This is a genomic window from Candidatus Binatus sp. (genome assembly GCF_030646925.1).
In the GTDB taxonomy this organism is placed as follows: domain Bacteria; phylum Desulfobacterota; class Binatia; order Binatales; family Binataceae; genus Binatus.
Window position 1 is genome coordinate 21,993 of record NZ_JAUSKL010000027.1, and the last position, 23,636, is coordinate 45,628.

Annotated in this window: 20 protein-coding genes and 1 pseudogene; 12 read left to right on the forward strand and 9 right to left on the reverse strand. The window is 61.1% G+C overall.

The annotated features are described in order from the left end of the window. Positions 1-17: 17 nt before the first annotated feature. The 5 genes and pseudogenes from Q7S58_RS03610 to Q7S58_RS03625 all read right to left on the reverse strand — a co-directional run bounded on the left by Q7S58_RS03610 (position 18) and on the right by Q7S58_RS03625 (position 4,048). The gene (locus Q7S58_RS03610) at positions 18-614 is read right to left on the reverse strand and encodes a methane monooxygenase/ammonia monooxygenase subunit A (RefSeq protein ID WP_304820899.1); all 597 of its coding nucleotides are present in this window, start codon (positions 612-614) and stop codon (positions 18-20) included. Positions 615-639: 25 nt separating this feature from the next. Next, positions 640-810 (reverse strand): annotated as a pseudogene (locus Q7S58_RS22045) (hypothetical protein); the annotation flags it as partial. 30 nt (positions 811-840) lie between these two features. After that, positions 841-1,221 carry a hypothetical protein gene (locus Q7S58_RS03615; protein ID WP_304820901.1) on the reverse strand — a complete coding sequence of 127 codons (381 nt, stop codon included), beginning with the start codon at positions 1,219-1,221 and terminating at the stop codon, positions 841-843. 182 nt (positions 1,222-1,403) lie between these two features. After that, positions 1,404-2,048 carry a copper resistance protein B gene (locus Q7S58_RS03620; protein ID WP_304820903.1) on the reverse strand — a complete coding sequence of 215 codons (645 nt, stop codon included), beginning with the start codon at positions 2,046-2,048 and terminating at the stop codon, positions 1,404-1,406. A 251-nt stretch (positions 2,049-2,299) separates the two neighbouring features. After that, a complete protein-coding gene (locus Q7S58_RS03625; protein ID WP_370655451.1) occupies positions 2,300-4,048 on the reverse strand; it encodes a copper resistance system multicopper oxidase in 1,749 nt (582 codons plus the stop codon). 332 nt (positions 4,049-4,380) lie between these two features. On the opposite strand from Q7S58_RS03625, the gene Q7S58_RS03630 reads away from it, so the two are divergent. Further along, on the forward strand, positions 4,381-5,220 hold the full coding sequence (locus Q7S58_RS03630) for a hypothetical protein (RefSeq protein WP_304820907.1): 840 nt from the start codon (positions 4,381-4,383) through the stop codon (positions 5,218-5,220). Between the two features lie 303 nt (positions 5,221-5,523). On the opposite strand, the gene Q7S58_RS03635 is transcribed toward Q7S58_RS03630, so the two are convergent. The 3 genes from Q7S58_RS03635 to Q7S58_RS03645 form a co-directional block, all read right to left on the reverse strand. Further along, on the reverse strand, positions 5,524-7,971 hold the full coding sequence (locus Q7S58_RS03635) for a glycogen/starch/alpha-glucan phosphorylase (RefSeq protein WP_304820909.1): 2,448 nt from the start codon (positions 7,969-7,971) through the stop codon (positions 5,524-5,526). 198 nt (positions 7,972-8,169) lie between these two features. Beyond that, positions 8,170-8,811 carry a glutathione S-transferase family protein gene (locus Q7S58_RS03640; RefSeq protein ID WP_304820911.1) on the reverse strand — a complete coding sequence of 214 codons (642 nt, stop codon included), beginning with the start codon at positions 8,809-8,811 and terminating at the stop codon, positions 8,170-8,172. Between the two features lie 140 nt (positions 8,812-8,951). Next, positions 8,952-10,001, reverse strand: a complete 1,050-nt coding sequence (locus Q7S58_RS03645) for an alpha/beta fold hydrolase (protein ID WP_304820913.1) — start codon at positions 9,999-10,001, stop codon at positions 8,952-8,954. A gap of 182 nt (positions 10,002-10,183) precedes the next feature. Between Q7S58_RS03645 and Q7S58_RS03650 the strand changes: the two genes are divergently transcribed. Next, positions 10,184-10,546, forward strand: coding sequence for a hypothetical protein (locus tag Q7S58_RS03650; protein ID WP_304820915.1), 363 nt, complete (start codon positions 10,184-10,186; stop codon positions 10,544-10,546). Between the two features lie 3 nt (positions 10,547-10,549). On the opposite strand, the gene Q7S58_RS03655 is transcribed toward Q7S58_RS03650, so the two are convergent. Beyond that, positions 10,550-11,425 carry a TIGR03620 family F420-dependent LLM class oxidoreductase gene (locus Q7S58_RS03655; RefSeq protein WP_304820917.1) on the reverse strand — a complete coding sequence of 292 codons (876 nt, stop codon included), beginning with the start codon at positions 11,423-11,425 and terminating at the stop codon, positions 10,550-10,552. Positions 11,426-11,554: 129 nt separating this feature from the next. Between Q7S58_RS03655 and Q7S58_RS03660 the strand changes: the two genes are divergently transcribed. From Q7S58_RS03660 to Q7S58_RS03705, 10 genes are all read left to right on the forward strand, one after another. Further along, a complete protein-coding gene (locus Q7S58_RS03660; RefSeq protein WP_304820919.1) occupies positions 11,555-12,415 on the forward strand; it encodes an LLM class F420-dependent oxidoreductase in 861 nt (286 codons plus the stop codon). A gap of 59 nt (positions 12,416-12,474) precedes the next feature. Beyond that, entirely contained in the window at positions 12,475-13,275 is an 801-nt protein-coding gene (locus Q7S58_RS03665; RefSeq protein ID WP_304820923.1) for an enoyl-CoA hydratase, read from the forward strand. Between the two features lie 197 nt (positions 13,276-13,472). Beyond that, positions 13,473-14,666 carry a cytochrome P450 gene (locus Q7S58_RS03670; protein ID WP_304820925.1) on the forward strand — a complete coding sequence of 398 codons (1,194 nt, stop codon included), beginning with the start codon at positions 13,473-13,475 and terminating at the stop codon, positions 14,664-14,666. Positions 14,667-14,698: 32 nt separating this feature from the next. Continuing rightward, on the forward strand, positions 14,699-15,901 hold the full coding sequence (locus Q7S58_RS03675) for a cytochrome P450 (protein WP_304820927.1): 1,203 nt from the start codon (positions 14,699-14,701) through the stop codon (positions 15,899-15,901). 49 nt (positions 15,902-15,950) lie between these two features. Continuing rightward, a complete protein-coding gene (locus Q7S58_RS03680; protein WP_304820929.1) occupies positions 15,951-17,285 on the forward strand; it encodes an MFS transporter in 1,335 nt (444 codons plus the stop codon). Positions 17,286-17,610: 325 nt separating this feature from the next. Beyond that, positions 17,611-18,081 carry a DUF192 domain-containing protein gene (locus Q7S58_RS03685; protein ID WP_304820931.1) on the forward strand — a complete coding sequence of 157 codons (471 nt, stop codon included), beginning with the start codon at positions 17,611-17,613 and terminating at the stop codon, positions 18,079-18,081. A gap of 199 nt (positions 18,082-18,280) precedes the next feature. Next, a complete protein-coding gene (locus Q7S58_RS03690) occupies positions 18,281-19,831 on the forward strand; it encodes an acyl-CoA carboxylase subunit beta (RefSeq protein WP_304820933.1) in 1,551 nt (516 codons plus the stop codon). A 58-nt stretch (positions 19,832-19,889) separates the two neighbouring features. After that, the gene (gene accC / locus Q7S58_RS03695) at positions 19,890-21,419 is read left to right on the forward strand and encodes an acetyl-CoA carboxylase biotin carboxylase subunit (protein ID WP_304820935.1); all 1,530 of its coding nucleotides are present in this window, start codon (positions 19,890-19,892) and stop codon (positions 21,417-21,419) included. A gap of 4 nt (positions 21,420-21,423) precedes the next feature. Beyond that, positions 21,424-21,927 carry a biotin/lipoyl-containing protein gene (locus Q7S58_RS03700; RefSeq protein WP_304820937.1) on the forward strand — a complete coding sequence of 168 codons (504 nt, stop codon included), beginning with the start codon at positions 21,424-21,426 and terminating at the stop codon, positions 21,925-21,927. A gap of 14 nt (positions 21,928-21,941) precedes the next feature. Beyond that, complete coding sequence (locus Q7S58_RS03705; protein ID WP_304820939.1) at positions 21,942-23,627, forward strand: methylmalonyl-CoA mutase; 1,686 nt, start codon at positions 21,942-21,944, stop codon at positions 23,625-23,627. Positions 23,628-23,636: the final 9 nt, after the last annotated feature.

The following is a 23,636-nucleotide window of genomic DNA, read 5'->3' on the forward strand; positions in this document are numbered from 1 at the left end:
CGAGACGATCGATAGAGTTATATGCGCTTGAGCCAACTAAACTGAGCTTTGGTAAATAGATAGCCGACGCCGACGAATAATATGTACACCACCATGCAGGCAAACGCCGCGAAGAACATCGATATATAGATCGGATCCTGGCCGAAGGAGCGTAGCGTGCCCCGGTCAATATACCTCAGATATTCGGGAGTTCCGGTCCTCACGAACTGATAGCCCATTACATCGGCGAGCGACATGAGGAAGCCGTTCATGTTGGTAGGCAACATGTAGCGCGCCAGCATCACCCAGTTCGCGGGGTAGAACAGCAGTGACCAAAGCCCGCCGCCGATGATCGCCGTCATGACGTAGCTGCCAGTCAGCATCAAGATAACGTCAAGCGCTATTCCCGACGGAATCAGCGTCGCCGGCCATACAAAGTCGAGCGGGAAGTAGCCCCACCCGGCGAAGTTGGCGGTCCAATTCAGCCACTCGCCAGCGACCAGGCAGAGGGTCAGGAGCGTCGCCGCGAACGGGAGCCTGAACTTTTGCCAGAAGATGTACTGGACCGCGGCGGGCATCGAGATCAGGATCATAGGCGTCAAAGTGATCCACCATCGCCGATCTTTCCAATCCACCCAGCACTTCGCGCGTGTGCTCGCCGAGCCGTGGCGCACCGCGGCGAATCGAGGTTGGTGTCCTATCGAATCGTGCCGGCGCGCGGGTTTGTCTGCGGCGTCCCGCCACCGGGTGATCCTGAACTTCGCGCGCTCCGGCGGCAGACTGCGACGGGCGATGAATCGAGCCCGAATACCTGCTGATGTTTTCGGGCAGGGCGGCAGTGCCGCCCTGCCCATCGTGGACTTACTGTCCGGGTGGTGCGGCGGCCTTGGCCATCTCCTGGTGCTCCTTAGCGAGCTTTGAGTTGTCAGCCGCAATTTTGTCCCACATCGCGGCTATCCCGTCGCACATCTCCGCCATGTAGGCGGGCTTGTGAATCCTCATCTTACGATAGGTCTCCGCCGTACGCCGATGGAGGTCGGCCTTTTGCTTGGCGTTTGCTGCTTGTTGCTCGTAGAACGCGGCAATCGCTTCATGTTCCGCCGGCGTCTTCGCGCTCGTGATCATCTGGTCCAGGTCGTCGTCTGTGACGACTGGCTGTTGAGCACCTGCCCGAATGGTGGGCAGGGCGGCCGCAGCAAGCAGTAGCAGTCCCGCTGCAAGCAACATCGTTACTCGCTTCATTTTCTCCTCCCGTTCCTTTTTCGCCGCCGTCACGAACTCGCGCGGGGCCGTTTGGAAAGCTAATTCTATGCCAATGCCAATAGCAGTTTTCTTCCTCTAACCAGCTGCGGCTCTCTGTACCTTGTCTGATCACCTCCTCAGCGGGCGCGCCATCTTGCGTAATCGATCCGCTTGCCTCGCGCCTAGTACCAGACCCGGATTCCGAAGACGAAGCGCACATCATTGACGATGCCACCTTCGTCGCGGGTGAAATCCGCCGTCTCACCGAATTTACCGTTGTAGGCTACGCCGATATAGGGCGCGAATTTGCGACTGATTTCGTAGCGCAGGCGGAGACCCGTATCGAGCTCTGAAAGCCCCGAACCGGCGCCGCGGCTGGGATCGTTCTTGTTGTAAAAGTTCAACTCGAATTGAGGCTGCAATATCAGGCGATTCGTAATCAGCATATCGTAGAAGCCATTCACGCGCCCTGCGATGCGGCCCCCGTCGCTGAAATAGAAGGTGAGCTCGAATTCGAAGAAATTAGGGGCCAAGCCCTCGATTCCGATCGCTCCCCAAGTGCGCCCGGGATTGGAATCCAGGTCGTAGCGAACGCCCGCTTGCAGGTCGAAATATCTAAGATGCGGTATCGGGCGCGCGTAGAGCGCCTCGGTAATTCCGTCGCTAGCTTGGCCGTTCTCAAAGGAGCCCTCGGACTTGAACCACAGCCGATTCAGATCGGTGCCGATCCATGCCTCCCCGTCCCAGCGAAACTCGTTGTCCGGACCGTTGGTGCGGCCTTCCAACTGATTGAACAGCAGATGATAGAAGACCCTATCCTCACCCATCGAAGATGGCTCTTCTTTCGGATAGGTCGGCGCAGGTTCAGGCGACGGCATCACCGACGAACCGGGTTGGGGATAGGGCGCTTGGCCGGAGGAGTTCTGAGCATTCGATACGATTGACTGAGCGTTTGCCCGCACGCTGCCCAGAATCACAATCAGGCAAACGAATCCAACCAAACGTCTGAATCCGGCAATCGTATCGGTAAACGCGCGCGGAATTGCGCGCGGGGTCTTTATCACCAAACCTGACGTGCTCATGACACGATCACGGTCAGGAACATTCCGGTTTCCATGTGGAAGAACAGGTGACAATGAAATGCCCAGTGCCCAGGCGTATCCGCGCTGACGAGGAAGCTGAGGCGCTCCGCCGGCTTGACGTTGAGCGTGTGTTTGTAGGGGCGATATTCCCCGTTGCCGTTCTCCAGTTCGCTCCAGAGACCGTGCAGATGGATCGGATGCTCCATCATGGTGTCATTGATCAGAACGAAGCGCACCCGCTCGCCAAGCTTCAAACGAATGGGCGCATTCTGTGAGAACGTCCTGCCGTTGAACCCCCAGATGAACCGCTCCATGTTTCCGGTCAGGTGAAACTCGAACTCACGATCCGGAGGGCGCGGATCGGCGCCACGGTAACGCGCGCGCAGGTTCGCGTAGGTGAGGATCCGGCGGCCATTACCCTCGAGACCAGCTCCAGGCTCAGCTAGCCGGTCGGTAGTCGTCTCGGCAACGTGGTCGACTTCCGGCCCGAGCTGCAGTTGAACCGGATTCGCCACCGGGAGATGACTCTGCCCAATGGACGGCGACGGCTTTGGAGTTGCCATCTCCATGCCGGGCATGCTGCCCATATCCCCTTCGGCGTGGCCCGGCGAGGGTTGCACCGACTGCAGTTTGGACGAGGGGTGGCCCATCTCCATTCCCGGCATGCTGCCCATGCCCATGTCGGCCATGGTGCGCATCGGCCGAGGATCCATCGGCGGGATCGCCGCCACCACGCCGGCTCTCGGCGCTAAGGTTCCGCGAGCGTAGCCGGTTCGATCCTCGCTCTGAGCGAAGATCGTGAAGGCAGACCAATCATTGGGCTGAACGATGAGGTCATAGGTTTCAGCGACTGAGATTCGGAACTCGTCAACGTCGACAGGTTCCACATCGTTGCCGTCGGCCTGAACGACGGTCATCGCAAGGCCCGGGATGCGAACATCGAAGATCGTCATCGATGAAGCGTTGATAAAACGAAGCCGGACGCGCTCTCCTGGTTTGAACAGGCCGGTCCAGTTAGCGGCTGGCGCCAGTCCATTAAGAAGATAGGTGTAGGTTGCGCCGCTAACGTCGAGAATGTCGGTGGGACTCATGTTCATTGCGCCCCACATCAGGCGATCCGAGAGCGTTGCGCCGAGGCCGCCCTTGCGCGCATCCGATAGGAAGTTGCCTATCGTCCGCTGGTGAAAGTTGTAGTAGCTGCTTTGCTGCTTGAGATTGCTCAATACCATTTCAGGGTTCTGGTCGGTCCAGTCCGAAAGCATAATCACGTACTCACGGTCGAACTGAATCGGATCCTTGTCCCGACGCTCGATAATCAGCGGTGCGTAATGTCCGGTCTGTTCCTGAAACGCGCTGTGGCTGTGATACCAGTAGGTACCGTACTGTCGGACCGGAATGCGGTAAACGAACGTCGCGCCCGGATCGATGCCGGGAAAGCTCAGCCCGGGGACCCCATCCATGTCCGCCGGAGATCGGACGCCGTGCCAATGTACTGATGTCTGCTCCCGCAAGCGGTTGGTGACAGAAAGCGTGACCGTGTCACCTTCCCGCCAGCGCAGCAGCGGCCCCGGAACAGATCCGTTGATCGCGGTGGCGATTGCTGGCCGACCAGTGATATTGACCGCTACTTCTTCGATCACAAGGTCAAAGTGATTTCCCGTAAGTACCGCTTGCTCGTTACGCGCGTTCAACGCCAGCGCCGGCCAGCGCCATAAGTCCAAACCAGCGATCACGCCGCTGGCCATAAGTCCCTGCACGAAGCGGCGGCGGCCAATCCGGGTAGTAGATTTGTTTCCGAATAGTCTCTGCGGATACATGGCTAACTTTCCCTCACATGATCGTTTCGATAGCGTCTCAAGCTCGCGGCGGAAGTGGAATCGAGACTGAATTGCGAAGACCCACGAAATCTCACAAAGAAAGCGCACACCGACTTAATTCAATCTTCGGGTTTTGCCTCGTCTCATGGCTCGCGCTGCCATCGCAAGCGCTTGCCTCGGAAGTCCCGCTGCCACTGTCAGCCGCAAAACCAAACGCGATCCAGAACGCGCAAGCCGAAGAACCTCCGCTGCAAGATCTGTTGCGTAAGCTGTTCGATCCTGTCGTTGGCTGGTACCCGCCGGAATCCAGACGTTCGAACCTCGGCCTCAACAACTTTTTCACTTACGGATGGACTGAAGGATGGAGCGAACCCGAGGAGGGACCGGATGACGCCCCGCGATTTCGGTTGCTCCGAATCCAGCGGGCATTCTGGGAGCGCGAGCTCCGCCTCACTTACAACTCTGCGTTTCGTCCCGATGCGCATGGCAACGACGAGCAAGAAGGCGAGTTCGAACTGGAGCTCCCTATAAGCCGTCGCTTCCTGATCGAATTCGAAGGGGGCGTCGCTGCGGCGCGCCAGGCCGGCCGTCACTGGATGGCGCAAGCATCTGACCTTCGAATCACGCCTGAGGTGATGTTGATCGAAACGCATCGACTCTCTTTTTCCAGCGGGCTGGTGGTGGAGACTCCCACCGGCGGTCGAGCAGTCGAGCAAGGGCGAACCAGTCTGACGCCCTATCTCGCGCTGTGGGGAGACTTGGGCCATAGGATTGGCCTCCACAGTTACCTGGGGAGCGAATTTCCGCTCGGCGGTTCTGGGTCTTCCTCGCCAACTGCCGTGCTGCAATACGCGATCGCTCCCAGCATCACGGTAACGCCAAAATCGATGGATTACCTCGGCGACCTGACCTTCTTCATCGAAGGCGACGGTGAAACGAGGGCGGGCAACCGCATCAGCCGAACCACGCTGAACCTGCTGCCGGGCACGCGATGGCTGGTATTCAGAGACACATGGATCGCGGCGGGGTACGAGTTTCCGATAACCGAACCAAAACCGTTCACCGGTCGCGCTTGGGTCAGTTTGTATCTGGATTTTTGAATGCGTCCTGGCCAGCCCGCTCCGACTTGATCGAAACTAGAACGTTCTCGAATCGGCAGGTAGCGTGTGCTCAATGGTGGCCACCCGTGCGCTTCTGAAAGTCGTACCAGTTCGTGGTCTTGTGACAAAGATAGCACTGCTCCAACCGGGCGCGTTCGCCACCCGCTTGCGGACCTTAAGCCTCGCGGTTTGCCCCACGCGGGGCAAACTGGTCTAAAGCAGCCACCTCCGAACACATTCCTGCGATCAGGTTGCCGTTTTCCGCGGTGAGGCGGGTCTGCTCAAACGCGCTCCGGGAAGGGCTCAGGCTTGCGACAGGTTCCAGATGTCGCGCGCATACTCGGCGACCGCGCGATCGCTCGAGAAATAGCCAATCCGCGAAAGATTGAGTATCGCCTTTTTGTTCCACAATTGCCGATTTTGATACTGAGTTGATATTTCCGACTGAGTATCTACATAAGAACCAAAATCGGCCAGCAGGAAATACTCGTCGTGATTGAGTAATACATCGCGGACCCATCGAAAGAGTCCCGGTTCGTTGGGACAAAACCGATCCGAAGCGAGTTCGTCGAGCACTCTTCTCAGGCGCGGATCGGCTTCGTAATACTCGCGCGGATGATACGCGCCCAGCGTCGTGAGCTCCTCGATTTTTTCCGCAGTCAGGCCAAAGATGAAAATGTTCTCCGCACCGACCGCGTCCCGGATTTCGATGTTTGCGCCGTCGAGGGTTCCGATGGTCAGCGCGCCGTTCATCGCGAACTTCATGTTGCCGGTGCCCGACGCCTCGCGGCCCGCGGTCGAAATCTGCTCCGACACGTCGGCGGCCGGGATGATTTTTTCGGCGAGCGAGACCCGGTAGTCGGGGAGAAACGCGACCTTGATCAGTTCGCGCGTTTTCGGATCGCCGTTGATCACGTCGGCGAGGTTGTTGATCAGCTTGATGATCATCTTGGCGGCCCAGTAGCCGGGCGCGGCCTTGCCGGCCATGAAGTAGGCGCGCGGAATCGAAGGTTCGACGCCGTCATCGACGAGCGTCAGGTAATGGTGGACGATGCCGAGCGCCATCAGGAGCTGGCGTTTGTATTCATGGATACGCTTGGCTTGAACGTCGAAAACCGCTGTCGGATCGACGTCAACTGCCGCGAGACGATTGACGATTCGCGCGAGCCGCTCCTTGTTGGCGCGCTTGATGGCGTTGAATGCCTTGTGAAATTCGGCGTCGTCGGCAAATTTTTCGACGCCGCCCAGCAGTTCCAGGTTGGTGGCCCACCCACCGCCAATAGTCGCGTCGAGCAGATGGGCGAGTCCGGGATTAGCCATCAGCAGCCATCGGCGCTGGGTGACGCCGTTGGTCTTGTTGCTGAAACGTTCGGGCCACAGCCGGAAGAAGTCCGGCACCAGCCGGGTTTTCAGCAGGTCGGAATGAAGTTTCGAGACGCCGTTGATCGAATGGCTGCCGACGATCGCGAGGTTCGCCATGTGAATCTGCGGATCGCCGCCTTCCTGCACGATAGAAATTCGTTTGGCGCGTTCGGGCGCGTCGGACCAGGCGGCGGCGACCTCGCCAAGGAAGCGGCGATTGATCTCGTAGATGACTTGCAGATGGCGGGGGACGACGCGCTCGAGCAAACTCACCGGCCATCGTTCGAGCGCCTCGGGCATCAGCGTATGATTAGTGTAGGCGACCGTGTTGCGCGTAATTTCCCACGCCGTCTCCCATTCCAGGTCCTGCTCGTCGACGAAGAATCTCATCAACTCCGCAATAGTCAGTGCGGGATGAGTGTCGTTAAGTTGAATAGCTACTTTGGCGGGAAAATCGATGAAGTCTTCGCCGCGGCTGAAGTAGCCGCGTACTATATCCTGCACCGCGCACGCGACGAAGAAGTATTCCTGCAAGAGGCGAAGCTCGCGGCCGGCGGCGACGGAGTCGGAGGGGTAGAGCACCTTCGAGATGTTTTCGGAGAACATCTTCTGCTCGACCGCCTTCATGTAGTCGCCGGCGTTGAAGATCTGCATGTCGAATTCGTCCGATGCGCTGGCGGAATAGAGCCTTACGAAATTGACGGTGCGCCCGCCGAAGCCGGCGATCGGCAAATCATGAGGCATCCCGATCAGAATGCGCTGATCGATCCAGATCGGACGGTAGCGGCCCTTGCGGTCGAAGCGATGCTCGACGCGGCCGTACACCGGAATCCGGCACGACTCGTGCGGCCGTGGGACCAGCCACGGCGAGATCTCGCGCTGCCACGCGTCGGGGCGTTCGATCTGATAGCCGCCGCGGATTTCCTGGCGGAACAGGCCGTATTCGTAGTTGATGCCGTAGCCGTAGCCCGGCATGTCCATCGTGGCGAGCGAATCGAGGAAGCATGCGGCGAGGCGGCCGAGGCCTCCGTTGCCGAGCGCGGCGTCGGGTTCCTCGTCGAACAGTTGCTGCAGGTCGATGCCGTTTTCAGCGAGAAAATCGCGGCAAATGCCGATCAGCCCGAGGTTGAAGAGATTGTTTTCGAGCGAGCGCCCGATCAAGAACTCGAGCGAGAGGTAGTAGAGCTTCTTGGCGTCGGCGCGGTCGAAGCGGGCGCGCGTCGCGAGCATCTTTTCGACCAGCATATCGCGCACGACCAGCGCGGTGACGCGATACCAATCGATTTTGGTGAGCTGGACGCGGCGCTTGGCGAGCGTGAACCGGATGTGATGATCGATGAGGGTATTGAACAGGTTCCGATTTACTTCGGAAAGCGGGGGAACAGCCATTCTTGCGTCAGTCCTCGAAATCCTCGCGCGGCGATAGCGACAGTTTAGCAGATGGCGGCGGATAGTGGAGCACCGGCGGGCGAGTCTGGCCATAGCTGGCTGTCACGCGGGTCGCGAATTGTCGCCAGCGTGTGATTGAAAAACGGGAGCATCCCGATTGGATGCTCCCGCGGTATCGGATGGATCAGTCGGTGCGGTTCAGTTGCCGCCGCGCTGCATCGCGGCCATCGCTTCGCCCATTTCCGCGAGGCCTTTCTGCACGGATGGCCGGGTCTGCACGTGCTCCCACCAGGCCGCGAGGCGCGGGCGTCCCTCGAGGGCGGATTTGGCGCCGAAGGCCGGCAGCAGATTGGCGACGAAGAACATGGTGGGTGCGATCGCGCAATCGGCGAGCGTAAAATCGGCGCCGCAGGCGAAGCCGCTCTCAGGCAGCATCCGATCGAGTTGATCGAGACGGGTCGCGATTTCGGCGAGCTTGTCGGCGACCAGCTTTTGATCGCGCGTTTTGGGATTCATCTGCGGAAACAGCGCGCGCAGCGGCGGCTCGAGATAGAGGTCGTGGAAGCGGCTCATCACGCGGACTTTGGCGCGGGCTTCCGGCGATTTCGGCATCAAGGCGGGCGTCGGGTATTTCTCCTCGAGGTACTCATTGATGACTTCGGACTCGAGGATGATGGCGCCGTCGGCGTCGAGGGTCGGGATTTTGCCGAGCGGATTGATCTTGAGGTATTCGGCTGAATGACTGTCCGTCGCGACCATCTCGACGTTGAGGCCCTTTTCGTAAATCACGAGCCGTGATTTGGTCGCGAAGTTGGATAGATTCATATTGTAGAGCTTCATAGCGTGACTCCTTTTACTATCCGTGGAATTTCCTGCTTGAGATTGAACGAAGCGATCAGTCGCTTATCGCAAAGTGAGTCGCGATGCGCAAGACGCGCAGTCAATCCGGGCGCAAAGCGATCCTGCGCGACGATCGAAAGTTAGCGGCCGCCTTCGGTCTGCTTCATTACAAAGATCAGTGAATCGGCGAAGTCGTCGGGATGCTCGAGTTGGGGAAACGCCCCCGACGTTTTGAATACCACCGTTGCTGAACCGGGCAGCGCCGCATGCAGGGCTTCGCCCTCGGCGGCGGCGAAGAACGGACTCCTGGCGCCCCAGATGATGATCGTCAGGGTGTTAAAAATCTGGCCGATTTTCGAGCGGATGTGCGCCTCGTCGCGCGGCACCGAATTGAGCATGTCGGTCTGGGCCTGCATGTCCCTGGCGAGCTCCATCATCATGCGTTCGTAGATCACTTCGGGCAGCGGCGGCAGGTCGAAGAGGCTCATCTGCGCCTGCGCGCGGATCGCTTCGACGGTCGTCGGCAGCATGCCGGCGCGCAGCTTGTCAGCGCCGCGCTTGCCGGCGAGGCCTCCGCCGACGAGCACGATCCGTTCGACCTTGTCCGGATGATCGACCGCATAGTAGAGCGCGACGTCGGCGCCGAGGTCGCTCGCGACTAGATTAATCTTGTCGATTTTGAGCGCGTCGATCATCTGGGCGACGGCGGCGGCCTGGTACGCGATCGAATAATTGACCTGCTTATGCTCCGAGGATCCGAAGCCCGGCAGATTCGGCGCCACGACCTTGAAGTGCGCCGACGCGACCAGCGGCATCACTCCGCGCCAGACCAGCGCGGCGTTGGGTCCCAAGCCGTGAATCATCACGACCGGCTCCTGCTCCGCGTAGCCGCCAGTCACGAGATAAGTGATGAGGGTGTCTTTCAGCGCGAGGTCGTTTTGCACGACGCCGGACCATCCGAGGCGCGAGATTTGGATGAAGCGGAGCACATCGATCGGCCGCAGATAGATCGCGGCCGCCGCGATACCGAGAAAGACCGCGGCAATCGGGCCTGCGATATTGATCCAGGTGTGGCGGCGAACCTGAGGGGCGAGATTGTCGGCGCGAATCGCGGCTTCGCGCTGGGCCTTGAGCTTCTGCGCTTCGAGTTTCTGCGCTTCAGCGTCTTGCGATTCAGATGGTTCCGCCACGAATCCTGATTATCCTATTTCGCCGGTGATGAGGTCGCATAAGGGGCAGCGGCGGTCGCGGCCGTGGCCGGCGAACTGTCCGGCGCGATGCTTCCCGACTCGGGCGACCCAGCCTTCGCCCTCACGTGTGACGAACGATGTGCATGCTCCCGGGCGTCACGTTCCTTGATCAACTGCTCGAGATGATCCGCGACGCGATTGATTTCTCTGGTCGCTTCCTCGACGACCTTGGTCGCATGGTCGGCTGCGGCAGTCGCCTTGTTGGCGGCTTCAAGTGCTTTGTTGGCGGCATCCTCAGCGCGGGATGCCGACGCCTGAGCTCGCGCGGCGGCGGCTTCGGCTTGCTCTGCTCGTTGCTCATCACGCGACGCGGCGCATCCCGCGATCGTCAAAGCGAGACCGGCTGCGAAGGCTATCGAGACTGCTTTGCGCGCGTATGGGTTCATCGAGTCGAGGTCTCCGATAGGTTGCAGGTCGCGCGATTTAACTGGCAGCCGCCGCGGGGAGCGATCACCCGCGACGGCATCACAATAGCGATGAGCTAAACTCTAGCGCTGCGCGAAGGCCTCGACCGCGCGATTGTCGGGGAGCGGCGTATTATCGGCGCGGAGCGGCAGAATACAGACGTGAGTGGCGCCCGCTTTGAGGTGAGCGTCGATTCGATCGCGAATCTTATCCTCGGCGCCCCACGCCACGATCGCATCGACGAGCCGATCGCTGCATCCGTTTTCGAATTCGCTGTCGGCCCATCCGAGCGCCTTGAGATTGTTGGTGTAGTTCGGCAGCCGCGGCACGTAGGTCTTCATGTAGGCGCGGGCCGCAGTGCGAGCCTTGGTCGCGTCGGTCTCGAGGATCACCGCTTGCGCCGCGCAGATCATCGCGGTGGGTCCAATTAGCGCGCGCGCCTTCGCGGTATGCTCCGGCGGCACGAAGTAGGTATGCGTGCCGTTGGCCTGCTCGGCACACAGCGCAAGCATCTTGGGATGGAGCGCCGCAAGCACGACCGGCACTTCCTTGGGCCCGCTTGGAACCCCATAGAGGGCGCCCTTCATCTTCGGCAGATAATCCTTCATGTAGCTGTAGGGCTTGTCGTAACTGTGCCCGCGCAGATTGGTGACCAGCGGTTTGTGGCTGACGCCAATTCCGAGCAGAAAGCGGCCGCCCGACTGTTCGGAGACGGTCTTCGAAGCGGACGACATCGTGATGGGATCGCGCGCATAGATGTTGGCGATACCAGTCGCGAGATTCAGCCGCTCGGTATGGCTCAGCAGATAGGCGGCGTGCGCGAATGGCTCGCGGCCGATCGCCTCGGGGATCCAGAGCGCCTTGTAGCCATTCTTTTCGACCATCTTCGCGAACGCGGCGGTGTCGGCCGCAGGCATCGCGTCGAGGAAGAACCATATTCCGACTTTTCCGATATCCATGGAACAAGTAACTAACGCGCCGGCGATTTTCTAACAAGGGAAGTGATCTCGCGTTTTCATCTTTGGCGGGGTCGCGATAGGCTGGCGACTGCGTCGGATTCGCAAAATCGCAAAAGGTGATCGATCAAAATGAAGCTCGGCTTGATGTTTGTAAATTCGGGACCGTTCTCCAATCCAACTTTGCTCGCTCATCTCGCGACCACGGCGGAGCGATGCGGTATCGAGTCGTTGTGGACCGTCGAGCACGTCGTGATTCCGGAGAACTATCAGTCGCCGTATCCGTATTCGTCGAGCGGCAAAATTCCCGGCGGTGAGGACGTCTCGATACCGGACCCGCTGCTGCCGCTGACCTTCATCGCGGCGATAACGAAGAAGGTGAAGCTCGCGACCGGCGTGCTGATTCTCCCGCAGCGTCATCCTTTGTATGTGGCCAAGGAGTTGGCGACGCTCGACACACTATCGAACGGGCGCGCGATCCTGGGAATCGGCAGCGGATGGCTCAAGGAAGAATTCGATTCGCTGGGGCTCGATTTCCATACGCGGGGTGCGCGGACTGACGAATCGATCAAGGCGATGCGCGCGTTATGGAGTGAGGGATCGTCGTCGTTTCATGGCAAACATTTCAATTTCGGTCCCGTGAAGTGTTATCCGAAGCCAATCCAGAAAGGCGGCGTGCCGATCCACATCGGCGGGCATTCGACGGCGGCGGCGAAGCGCGCCGGTCGCTACGGTGACGGCTTTTTTCCAGCGCTCGGCGAGATACCCAAGCTCAAGGATCTGTTCGCGATCATGAAGGCGGAGGCCGAGAAGGCGGGGCGCAATCCGGCATCGATCGAACTGTCGTGCATGGGGCGTCCGCGCGTCGATGACTTGAAGGCGCTGCAGGACATCGGGATTTCGCGCGTCGTGATCGCGCCGCCGGCATTCGACGCAGACGGACTCACGCGCGGCCTCGAAAAACTTCAGAACGAAGTGATCGCGAAAATTTGAAAATCGAGCTGCGCGCGCTCGATTATCGTCATGACTAAAACGCCAGAGGCACGAATGCCGTGAAGGATGAAAAGTCGGCTGACCCGTTGATCGTTCGCCACGAAGCCCCGCTCGGATGGTTGGTGCTCAACCGCCCGCACGTTCGCAACGCGCTCAATCTTAAGAGTTGGCAGCGAATTGCGGAAGGCGTCGCGGAACTTGCGAGCGACGACGCGGTGCGCGTGATCATCATGCGCGGCGCGACGCCCGAGGCGTTTATTGCCGGCGCGGACATCTCGGAGTTTCCCGCGATGCGCGCGGACGCCGGCCAGGCGCGCGCCTATCGCGATGCGCCGAACAATGCGATCGCCGCGATGGTCGAATGCCGCAAGCCGATCGTCGCGATGATTTCTGGCGTTTGTATCGGCGGCGGCGTGCAGGTTGCGCTCGCCTGCGATATCCGGATTGCCGCGCGCGGCACCCGCATGGGAGTCCCGGCGGCGCGCCTCGGACTGGCGTATCCGCTCGACGGCGTCGTGATGCTGACGCAGACAGTCGGTCCCGCCAACGCGCGCGATATCCTGCTGTCGGCGCGGCTGTTCGACGCTGAAGAGGCGTTGCACATGGGCCTTATCAACCGCCTGGTCGATGGGAATTCGCTCGAGGAAAATGTCCGCGACTACGCGCTCAAGATGGCGACCAACGCGCCACTCACGATGGCGGCGGCCAAGGTCGCGATTCGCGAGAGCCTGAAGGATCGCGAAGAGCGCGATTCGAAGATCGTCTCGACGATGGTCGCGCGATGCTTCGACAGCGACGATTATCGCGAAGGCGTGCGCGCGTTCCTGGAGAAGCGGCGCCCCACTTTTGCCGGTCGCTAAGCCGGTACCATCGCGCCTCAGACCAGCGGATGATTGCGACTGCATGCAGCGCTGAAGCTGCGTCGTGGTCGCGACGAAACCGTGTGTGGACGGCGATGCTGCGCTGGCATCGCGATTGCACTCCACTTCGGACGCGATCAACGCGGCGAGATGTCGGCGATCGAACGATGAAAAAATACTGACAAGGAAGTGAGCCGATGGCCGCTGAAATCAACTTCAATCCGTGGGATCCGTCGTTTCGCGCCTTTCCATATCCGTTCTACAAGCAACTGATCGCGGGGCCGCCGCGATTAATCGATCTGTTCGGCCCGACGGCGCTGATCGCGCGCTTCGCCGACGTAACCGCGGTGTTGAAAGATCAACAGCGATTTTCCAGCACTCAATTGCGCTCGCCCGACATGGTCGCCGAAGGTCCGTTCGCCGGCGCGACCACGATGCTGTTTGCCGATCCGCCGGTGCATACGCGGCTTCGCCGCCTGGTGTCGCGCGACTTCACCCCGCGGCGGATTCGCGAGATGGAACCGCGCATCCGCGAGATCGCGGCCAAGCTGCTCGATGACGTCGAGCGCAAGGGCGAACTCGAGGTGATGGCCGACGTCGCGAATGCGCTGCCGGTGATGGTGATCGCGGAGATGCTCGGAATCCCCAGCGAGTTGTATTCGCAGTTCAAGCACTGGTCGGACGCGGTGATCTCAGGTGGCGCGGTGTTGCCCGGAATGCCGCTGCCGGAAGACGTCAAGCAGGCGACCAACGAATTGCGCAGCTACCTCGCCGAGCAAATCGTGCTGCGGCGGAGCGCGCCGGGCGCCGATCTGATCAGCGCGCTGGTTGCGGCGCACGATGACGGGGAATCGTTGGCGGCGGACGAGTTGCTCGCGTTCGCGGTGTTGCTGCTGCTCGCCGGCAACGAAACAACGACCAATCTGATCGGCAACGGGATGCTCGCGCTCGGGCGCAATCCCGCGCAGATGGATCTTTTGCGGCGAAGCCCCGAGCTGATGCCGCGCGCGATCGAGGAAATCCTGCGCTTCGACGGGCCGGTGCAATCGACTACGCGTCGCGCGCTGGTGGACGCCGACGTCGGCGGCACCATGATTGCCGCCGGCACGGGATGCTTCGTCATCCTCGCGGCGGCGAATCACGATCCGGCGCAATTCGACGATCCCGATCGTTTCGATATCACGCGCGAGCCCAAGGACCACGTCGCGTTCGGCGACGGTATCCACTTCTGTATCGGCGCGCCGCTCGCGCGGCTCGAAGGTGCGATCGCGATCGGCGCGATGCTCGATCGATTTCCGCGGCTCAGGCTGAAGAATCCCGACGCGCCGCTCGCTTACAAGGGTTCGTATTTTCTGCGCGGACTCGCGGGTCTGCCGATGTCTATAGATTGATCTAGCGACTGAACTCGCGGTGGAGAATTCGCATGGCTGAAGCCTCGCAAATTTATTTCAATCCGTGGGATCCCGAGTTTCGCGCGAATCCTTATCCGCACTACGCGGCGCTCCACGGCGGGCCTCCATCGAAACTGGTGTTCGGTCCCGTGACTCTCGCGTTGATTGGGCGCTATGCCGACGCGACCGCGGTGCTGCGCGATCACGAACGGTTTTCGAGCGTCGGGCCGCCCCCCCCGCCGGAGGCGTACCAGGGCCGCTTCCTTGGCGCGAGAAACATGCTCGGTTCCGATCCGCCGCGTCATTCGCGCCTGCGGCGTCTCGTGTCGCGCGATTTCACGCCGCGGCGAATCCGCGAGCTCGAGCCGCATATTCGGCAGATTGCGTCCGATCTGCTCGATCAGGCCGAGGCCCGCGGCGAGTTCGACCTGATGGCCGATTTCGCCAACGTGCTGCCAGTCAAGGTGATCGCGCACATGCTGGGCGTGCCACCCGAGCTGAACGCAACTTTCAAGAAATGGTCGGACATTTTGATCGAAGGCGGCAACAACGTGCCGGGACAGCCGCCGCCTCCGCAGGTGATCGCGGCGGTCGATGAAATCGGCGAATACTTCACCACGGAGATCGAGCGTCGCCGCAAAACTCCGGGTGCCGATCTCGTAAGCGCGCTGATCGCCGCTCATGACGAAGGCGAGGTGCTGTCGTCGGCGGATCTGCTGAGCTTCGTGACGCTGCTGCTCGTCGCGGGCAACGAGACTACGACCAACCTGATCGGCAACGGGATGCTCGCGCTCGGGCGCAATCCGGAGCAGTTCGCGAAGCTGAAGCGCGCGCCTGAGCTATTGCCCAGCGCGATCGAGGAGATGCTGCGTTACGACGGGCCGGTGCAATCCACCGCGCGTTTTCCAAAGGCTGCGGTTGAAGTTGGCGGCACGGAAATTCCCGCGGGCGCAATCACGCTGGTGGTAATCGCCGCGGCGAATCGGGATCCGGCGCAGTTCAAGGATCCGGAGCGCTTCGATATCGCGCGCCATCCGAACGATCACCTGGCGTTCGGCGAAGGAATTCACTTCTGCATCGGCGCGCCGCTCGCAAGGATGGAAGCGGCGGTGGCGTTCGAATCGATGCTCGCGCGGTTTCCGCGCCTCGATTTGAAAGATCCCGCGTTCAAGCCGGCCTACAAAGGCTCTTACTTTCTGCGCGGGCTTGGCTCGCTGCCGATGGCGATAAATTAAGGCGAAACCATTTGGCGGCGAGAACATCCAAGGGATTGGGGAAGCAGTAGTGATCGAGCCGGCCTCCGCGATTCGGACTGAACCTGAGATAGCTGCGCCGGACGCGCCTGCGCGCCACAGCGTGCATCTCGGGCTGTTCGGCCGCACGCCGCCATTCACCTCGCGGCAGCGGCGCGTGTTTACGATCGCGACCACCGCCGGATTTTTCGATCAATACGATCGCGCGCTGCTCAGTATCGCGCTCAAGCAGATTCAAGCGGGACTCAAGATCGCGGAATCGCAGATCGGCACGATGCTCGCGGTCATCCGCATCGGCTACATCCTGTCGCTGCTGCTGACGCCGCTCGCCGATGTTTTCGGACGCCGCCGCCTACTGCTCTATACGGTCGTCGGCTACACGATATTCACCGGACTCAGCGCGATCGCGCCCGGCGAGAAGACCTTCGTCCTGTACCAAATCCTGGCGCGCGCGTTCGCCGGCGCCGAAGCGGCAGTCGCGCTCGTGATTCTGGCCGAGGAAGTGGACGCGGCGCATCGCGGATGGGCGATCGGATTGCTCGGCGGCATCTCGTCGGCGGGCTATGGGCTCGCGGCGATCGTGTTCGCATTCATCAACGTGATGCCCTACGGATGGCGCGGCTTGTATGCGATCGCGTTGGTGCCGCTGGCGCTGCTGATTCCGCTGCGGCGCGTATTGCCGGAGAGTGCGCGCTTCGAGAAGGAACAAAGCGAAGGCACCGGCTCGGTCAAAGTTTGGGAGCCGCTGGTGCAGCTATACAGCGCGTATCCGAAGCGCCTCCTGATGATGCTCTCGGTGATGTTCCTCGCCTCGATGGGCGGCAACGCGGCGGGATTTCTGTTTCCGAAATTCCTGCAGGAAGCGCACGGATGGACGCCGGGGAACGTCTCGTCGCTGTTCTTATTCGGCGGCGCGCTAAGCGTGATGGGATCGATTGTTGCGGGGCGACTCAGCGATCGTTTGGGACGCCGCGTGATGGGCACCACGTTCCTGTTCGTCGCGCCGCTGCTGACGATCTGGATGTACACGGCGCCGGGATTCACGATCGTGCCGGTGTGGATTCTGGAGGTATTTTTCGATATCGCGGCGGGCACGATCATGAGTGCATACAGCGCCGAGATGTTCCCCACTTCGTATCGCTCGACGGCTGGCAGCGCACTCGCGGTCGCGGGCACGACTGGCGGTGCGATCGGACTGTTCCTCGAAGGCGTGCTCTTCAACTTCACCGGCTCGCACGCGCGATCGGTCTGTTACTTGACGGTCTTCTGGCTGATCGCGCCGGCGATCATGTGGTTTTTTCCTGAGACCTCGGGCCGCGAACTCGAAGAGATCTCACCTGAAACCGGTCATCACGCAGCGCTGTGAATGCGCGGTCTGAGCGCAGGCTCGTCCTATACCTCGCCCGCTTGGTTGCGGGAGAGGTCGCCGAAACCGAACGTAGTGAGGGATCGGCGGGCGAGGGTGCAGGATCGCAAGCATGGAGATCCCTCGACTCCGGCAGCGTCCGCTCGGGATGATGGAAAAGAATGACAGATAAAAGATCCGGGATTCTTCGCCTGCGCAGCCTTCGGCTCAGAATGACAAAGGTGAGCGGTGAATCTTTGCCGGGAGTACTCTTCGCCTGCTACCACCTACTCGCCCGACAGGTTAATCTGCTCGCTATCTTGATGATGACTAGTCTGGCCGGCACTTGAACCCTCGCTCGCGCACCAGACCAGGCTCGCTGACGTTGGTGCTCGCGATCGTCGCGATTCTCGGATGCGCCCGCGGGCCGTGCGTCGCGATCATCGCGCCGGACGGCAGGACTCGCGCGACGGTTCGAGTCGAGGTGGCGGACACCAATTCGAAGCGCGAGATCGGCCTGATGTATCGCAAGAGCATGGACGCCGACGCGGGCATGATCTTCATCTTCAAGTCGCCGAGCAATCTGAGATTCTGGATGCATAACACCGAGCTTCCGCTCGACATGATATTTGCGGATGCGAGCTTGCGCGTCGTCGGAATCGTCGCGAATGCGCAGCCGTTCTCCGAGACGCTGCTCGGCGTCGAGAGCGATTCGCAGTACGTGCTGGAAGTGAATGCCGGATTCTGCGCCCGCCACGGAATCAAAGCCGGCGACCGTCTGGATTTCTTGGGATTCGCGAATCGCGCGATCGACTAGCGTCGGCGCATGGCGCCCGAAATACGCAGAGCACCTTGCGCGGCAGCATAGTGGGCCCGGCCGGGATTGCGACTCTCCGCAGCGGACGCTTTAATGCGCGCGTAACATACGATATCTATCTTGCCGGTGGCGCGGGGACCGGATTGTCCGTGCCACTTTGCTTGTTGACCTGATTACCCTGGTAGCGCGGTCTGGATAAATGGGCCTCAAAGAAAATATCGAGCGACTCGAACAACTGAAGCGGGAAGCGGAAGCCGGCGGCGGCCCCGATCGGCTGAAGAAACAGCGCAGTGGCGGCCGCATGACGGCGCGCGAGCGCGTCGAATCCCTGCTCGACCCCGGCTCGTTCGTCGAACTCGACAAGTTCAAGACGCATCGCATCACCGACTTCGACATGGCCGCCAAGAAAATCCCGGGCGACGGCGTGATTACCGGCTACGGCACGATCGGCGGGCGCCAGGTATGCATCTTCTCGCACGATTTCACGGTATTCGGCGGCAGCCTGTCGGGCGCGTTCGCGGAAAAAGTCTGCAAGGTGATGGACCTCGCGACCAAAACCGGATGCCCCGTGATCGGACTCAACGACGGCAGCGGCGCGCGCATTCAGGAGGGCGTGGTATCGCTCGCAGGATACGCCGACATTTTTTTGCGCAACGTGTTGTCGTCGGGAGTGGTGCCGCAAATCTCGGCGATCATGGGGCCGTGCGCCGGCGGCGCCGTGTATTCGCCCGCGATGACCGATTTTATCGTGATGGTGCGCGACACCTCTTATATGTTCATCACAGGCCCCGACGTGATTCGCGCGACGACGCACGAAGAAGTCTCGATGCAGGAACTGGGTGGCGCGGATACTCATTCTCAGCGCTCGGGCGTGTGTCATCTCGAGGCCGACGACGATCAGGACGCGTTGCTGATGATTCGCGAACTGCTGTCGTTCATGCCGTCGAACAATATCGACGATCCGCCGTTTGTGCCGACCGTCGACGATCCGAATCGCAGCGACGTGGAACTCGACACCGCGGTGCCGGAGAATCCGAACAAGCCGTACGACATGGCCGATATTATCCGGCGCGTGGTGGACGACGGCCACTTCATGGAAATCCAGAAGGACTACGCGCACAACATGCTGATCGGGTTCGCGCGCCTCGGCGGCTACTCGGTCGGCGTGGTGGCGAATCAGCCGGCGTTTCTCGCGGGATGCCTCGATATCGACGCGTCGGTGAAGGCCGCGCGCTTCGTGCGCTTCTGCGATGCGTTCAACATCCCGCTCGTCACGTTCGTCGATGTGCCGGGATTTCTGCCGGGGACCGCGCAGGAGTTCAGCGGGATCATCCGCCACGGCGCCAAGCTGCTGTATGCGTTCTGCGAGGCGACGGTGCCGAAGGTCACGGTGATCACGCGCAAGGCTTACGGCGGCGCGTACGACGTGATGTCGTCGAAGCACATTCGCGGCGATTTCAACTTCGCGTATCCGAGCGCGGAAATCGCCGTGATGGGTCCGGAGCAGGCGATCAACATCGTGTTCCGCAACGAGTTGGCGAATGCGAAGGACGCGGCCGTCGAGCGGACGCGGCTGGCCGATGATTATCGGAAAACATTTGCGAATCCATTCAAGGCGGCCGAACTTGGCTACGTTGACGAAGTGATCATGCCGCGCGAGACGCGGTCGAAGGTTATCTCGGCGCTGAAAGCGCTCGAGAACAAGCGCGACAAGAATCCGCCGCGCAAGCACGGCAACATCCCTCTGTAATTGAATGAGGATCGTGAGCCGGCGCTGATAGTACACACGGGGGGCTGAAAAAAAGCTGATGTTCAAACGGATCCTGATAGCCAATCGCGGCGAGATTGCAGTGCGGATCATCCGCGCGTGCCGCGAGATGGGAATCGAATCGGTGGCGGTTTATTCGGAAGCCGACCGGGCCGCATTGCATGTGCGCGAAGCCGACCGCGCGTATCCGATTGGTCCGTCGCCGGCGGCCGAGAGCTATCTCAACACCGCGAAAATTCTTGAAGCCGCGGAGCGGACCGGCGCCGACGCGGTGCATCCGGGTTACGGCTTTTTCTCGGAACGTGCGGCGTTCGCGCGCGCGGTGCAGGAGGCGGGTCTCACGTGGATCGGCCCGCCGCCCGAAGCAATCGAGCGGATGGGGGACAAGGTCGAAGCGCGCAAAATCATGTCGGCGGCCGCGGTGCCGGTGGTGCCCGGCTCGCCCGGCACGCTCGAGACCGAAGAAGAAGTGATCGCGATCGCGCGCGCGATCGGTTTTCCGATCATGGTTAAGGCCGCGGCGGGCGGCGGCGGCAAGGGACTTCGCTTCGTCGAGGATGAGAAGAATCTTGCGTCGATCGTGCGCACCGTCGCGAGCGAGGCGAAGTCGTCATTCGGCGACGGCCGTTTCTACGTCGAGAAATTTCTGAAGCAGCCGCGCCACATCGAAGTGCAGGTGCTCGCCGATCAATACGGCAATATCGTTCACGTCTTCGAGCGCGAATGCTCGATTCAGCGGCGGCATCAGAAGGTGGTCGAGGAATCGCCGTCGCCGTTCATCACCGATGGGATGCGGCGCGCGATGGGCGAAGTCGCGGTGCGAGCTGCGCGAGCCGCCGAATACGTCAGCGCCGGCACGGTCGAGTTTTTGGTCGATGCGGATCGCAACTTTTATTTTCTCGAGATGAACACGCGCATCCAGGTCGAGCATCCGGTGACGGAGATGGTGACCGGCGTGGACCTGGTGCGGACGCAAATCGAGATCGCGGCGGGCGCAAAGCTGCCGTTCAAGCAGGACGATCTGTCGCAGCGCGGATGGGCGATCGAGTGCCGCATCTATGCGGAGGATCCGGCGGCGGGATTCATGCCGTCGCCGGGCAAGATCGAGACGGTGCGATTTCCGGAAGGTCCCGGCGTCCGCAACGACGCGGGCGTGTACGCGGGCGCGGAAGTGTCGGTGTTTTACGATCCGATGATCTCGAAGCTCACGGTCTGGGGCGCCGATCGCGCGCAGGCGATCGATCGGATGCGGCGCGCGCTCGGCGAGTTCGTGATTTCAGGCGAGTTGCGCACCAACCTGGATTTTCATCGCTGGATCATCACTCATCCGCGGTTCCTGGCGGGCAACTTCGACACTAATTTTATCGATGCCGAGTATCGTCCGCACGACGGCGCTCAAAGCGGGCCGGCGAACGACGAGTTGGCCGCGATTCTGACTGCTGCGATCGCCTCGAATCGACAGGTGCTACATGCCAACGGCGCGGCTCCTCAGGCGGCCGCATCGCCAGCGCCCGCAGCCAGGTCGTCCGCGTGGCGCGCGGTTGGCCGGCTCGACATGTTGCGGAGGTAGCCAGATGCGTTACGTCGCAACTATCGAGAGCATCGAGCACGAAATCGAGTTCGAGGAAGTCGGCGGCGGCATCTACGCGATCCAACTCGGCGAAAATCGCTACGAGGCGGACGTCCGCAAGGTGGGGCCAGCTTCGTTTTCGATTATGATCAATAATCGATCGTTCGACTTCGAAGTCGTGCGCGACGGCGAGGAGACGCTGGTCGCGTCGCGCAGCGGATCGACGCGATTGACGCTGATCGATCCGAGCCGGCGGACCGCGCGCGCCGGCGGGAAGCGGCGCGAAGTAACCGGGCGCGCGGAAATCAAGGCGGCGATGCCGGGGCGCGTCATAAACGTGTTGGTGGCGAAGGGCGACGAGGTCAAACGCGACCAGGGAATTATCGTGGTCGAAGCGATGAAGATGGAAAACGAAGTGAAATCGCCCAAGGCCGGCAAGGTGATCGAGGTGCGGGTGACGGCGGGCCAGACGGTGGAGAAAGGCGAACTGCTGATGGTAATCGAGTAGCCGAGGCCAACGCCATGTCCGAAGACGATCGTAAACTTTCGCGCAAGCTTTCGTCCGCCCGCAAAAACTGGGAGGAGCGCAAACTGGGTCCGAGCCTCAAGCGCGGCAAGGAGCGCAAGCCGAATTTCGTCACCAGTTCCGGAATCGAGATCAAGCGCGCGTACGATCCTGACGATCTGAACGGCTTCGATTTCGTGAACGACCTCGGCTTTCCCGGCGAGTATCCGTTCACGCGCGGAGTGCAGCCCACGATGTACCGCGGGCGACTCTGGACGATGCGCCAGTACGCAGGTTTCGGCACCGCGGAAGAATCGAATCGCCGCTATCGCTACCTGTTCGAGCAGGGGCAGACGGGACTCTCGGTGGCGTTCGATTTGCCGACGCAGATGGGCCGCGATTCCGACCATCCACTCGCAAGCGGGGAAGTCGGGCGCGTTGGCGTTTCGATTTGCTCGCTCGCGGACATGGAGACAATGCTCTCCGAGTTGCCGCTCGACAAAATTTCCACCTCGATGACGATCAACTCGACGGCGTCGATCCTGCTGGCGCTCTATCTGGTCGCGGCCGAACGGCGCGGCGTGAGTTGGGACAAAGTCAACGGCACGATCCAGAACGACGTGCTCAAGGAATACGTGGCGCGCGGGACATACATCTATCCACCGCGCGGCTCGATGCGGATCATCACCGACATTTTCAGCTTCGCGTCGAAGGAAGTTCCGAATTGGAACACGATTTCGATCTCGGGCTACCACATCCGCGAAGCTGGCTCGACCGCAGCGCAGGAACTGGCGTTCACGCTCGCCGACGGAATCGCTTACGTGGATGCCGCGATCAAGGCCGGGCTCGAAGTCGATGCGTTCGCGAGCCGGCTCTCGTTCTTCTTCAACGTGCACAATAACTTCTTCGAAGAAATCGCGAAGTTCCGCGCGGCGCGGCGGCTGTGGGCAAAAATCATGAAGGAGCGGTTTGGCGCGAAGGACGAGCGCTCGATGATGATGCGTTTCCACGCGCAAACTGCGGGCTCGACGCTGACGGCGCAGCAGGTGGACAACAACGTGGTCCGCGTCACGTTGCAAGCGATGGCGGCGGTGCTCGGCGGCGCGCAATCGCTGCATACGAACTCGAAGGACGAAGCGCTGGCGCTGCCGACCGAGAATTCGGTCCTGCTCGCGCTCAGGACTCAGCAGGTGATCGCGCACGAGTCCGACGTCGGCAACACCGTCGATCCGCTGGGCGGTTCGTACTACGTAGAGCGGCTGACGACGGAACTCGAACAGAAGGCGACGGAGTACATCTCGCGCATCGACGATCTTGGCGGCGCGGTGGCGGCAATCGAGCGCGGATACATGCAGCGCGAAATTCAGAACGCGGCGTTTATTTATCAGCGCGAGATTGAAACGAAGGATCGAATTATCGTAGGGGTCAACCAGTTTACCGGAGGTGGCGAACCGCCGGGCGACATTTTGCGGGTGAAGCCGGAAGTCGAAGAGCAGCAGCGGCGAAATGTCGCCAGGGTGCGGGCCGAGCGTGATCAACAGGCAGCGAAGGCGGCGCTCGCGCGGGTCGAGGCAGTGGCGAACAATGGCGAGAACCTGATGCCATCGATTATCGACGCGGTCCGCGCGTGGTGTACGCTCGGCGAGATCTCGGACGCGATGCGCCGCGTGTTCGGCGAATATAAGCCGGTCATCACCGTCTAGATCGGAGTG

Coding starts and splice junctions, on each gene's coding strand:
- Q7S58_RS03615 (WP_304820901.1), bottom strand. CDS start 1,221: ATGAAGCGAGTAACGATGTTGCTTGCAGCGGGACTGCTACTGCTTGCT.
- Q7S58_RS03620 (WP_304820903.1), bottom strand. CDS start 2,048: ATGGGTGAGGATAGGGTCTTCTATCATCTGCTGTTCAATCAGTTGGAA.
- Q7S58_RS03625 (WP_370655451.1), bottom strand. CDS start 4,048: ATGGCCAGCGGCGTGATCGCTGGTTTGGACTTATGGCGCTGGCCGGCG.
- Q7S58_RS03635 (WP_304820909.1), bottom strand. CDS start 7,971: ATGGCTGTTCCCCCGCTTTCCGAAGTAAATCGGAACCTGTTCAATACC.
- Q7S58_RS03640 (WP_304820911.1), bottom strand. CDS start 8,811: ATGAAGCTCTACAATATGAATCTATCCAACTTCGCGACCAAATCACGG.
- Q7S58_RS03650 (WP_304820915.1), top strand. CDS start 10,184: ATGATCCGCGACGCGATTGATTTCTCTGGTCGCTTCCTCGACGACCTT.
- Q7S58_RS03655 (WP_304820917.1), bottom strand. CDS start 11,425: ATGGATATCGGAAAAGTCGGAATATGGTTCTTCCTCGACGCGATGCCT.
- Q7S58_RS03660 (WP_304820919.1), top strand. CDS start 11,555: ATGAAGCTCGGCTTGATGTTTGTAAATTCGGGACCGTTCTCCAATCCA.
- Q7S58_RS03670 (WP_304820925.1), top strand. CDS start 13,473: ATGGCCGCTGAAATCAACTTCAATCCGTGGGATCCGTCGTTTCGCGCC.
- Q7S58_RS03675 (WP_304820927.1), top strand. CDS start 14,699: ATGGCTGAAGCCTCGCAAATTTATTTCAATCCGTGGGATCCCGAGTTT.
- Q7S58_RS03690 (WP_304820933.1), top strand. CDS start 18,281: ATGGGCCTCAAAGAAAATATCGAGCGACTCGAACAACTGAAGCGGGAA.
- accC (WP_304820935.1), top strand. CDS start 19,890: ATGTTCAAACGGATCCTGATAGCCAATCGCGGCGAGATTGCAGTGCGG.
- Q7S58_RS03700 (WP_304820937.1), top strand. CDS start 21,424: ATGCGTTACGTCGCAACTATCGAGAGCATCGAGCACGAAATCGAGTTC.
- Q7S58_RS03705 (WP_304820939.1), top strand. CDS start 21,942: ATGTCCGAAGACGATCGTAAACTTTCGCGCAAGCTTTCGTCCGCCCGC.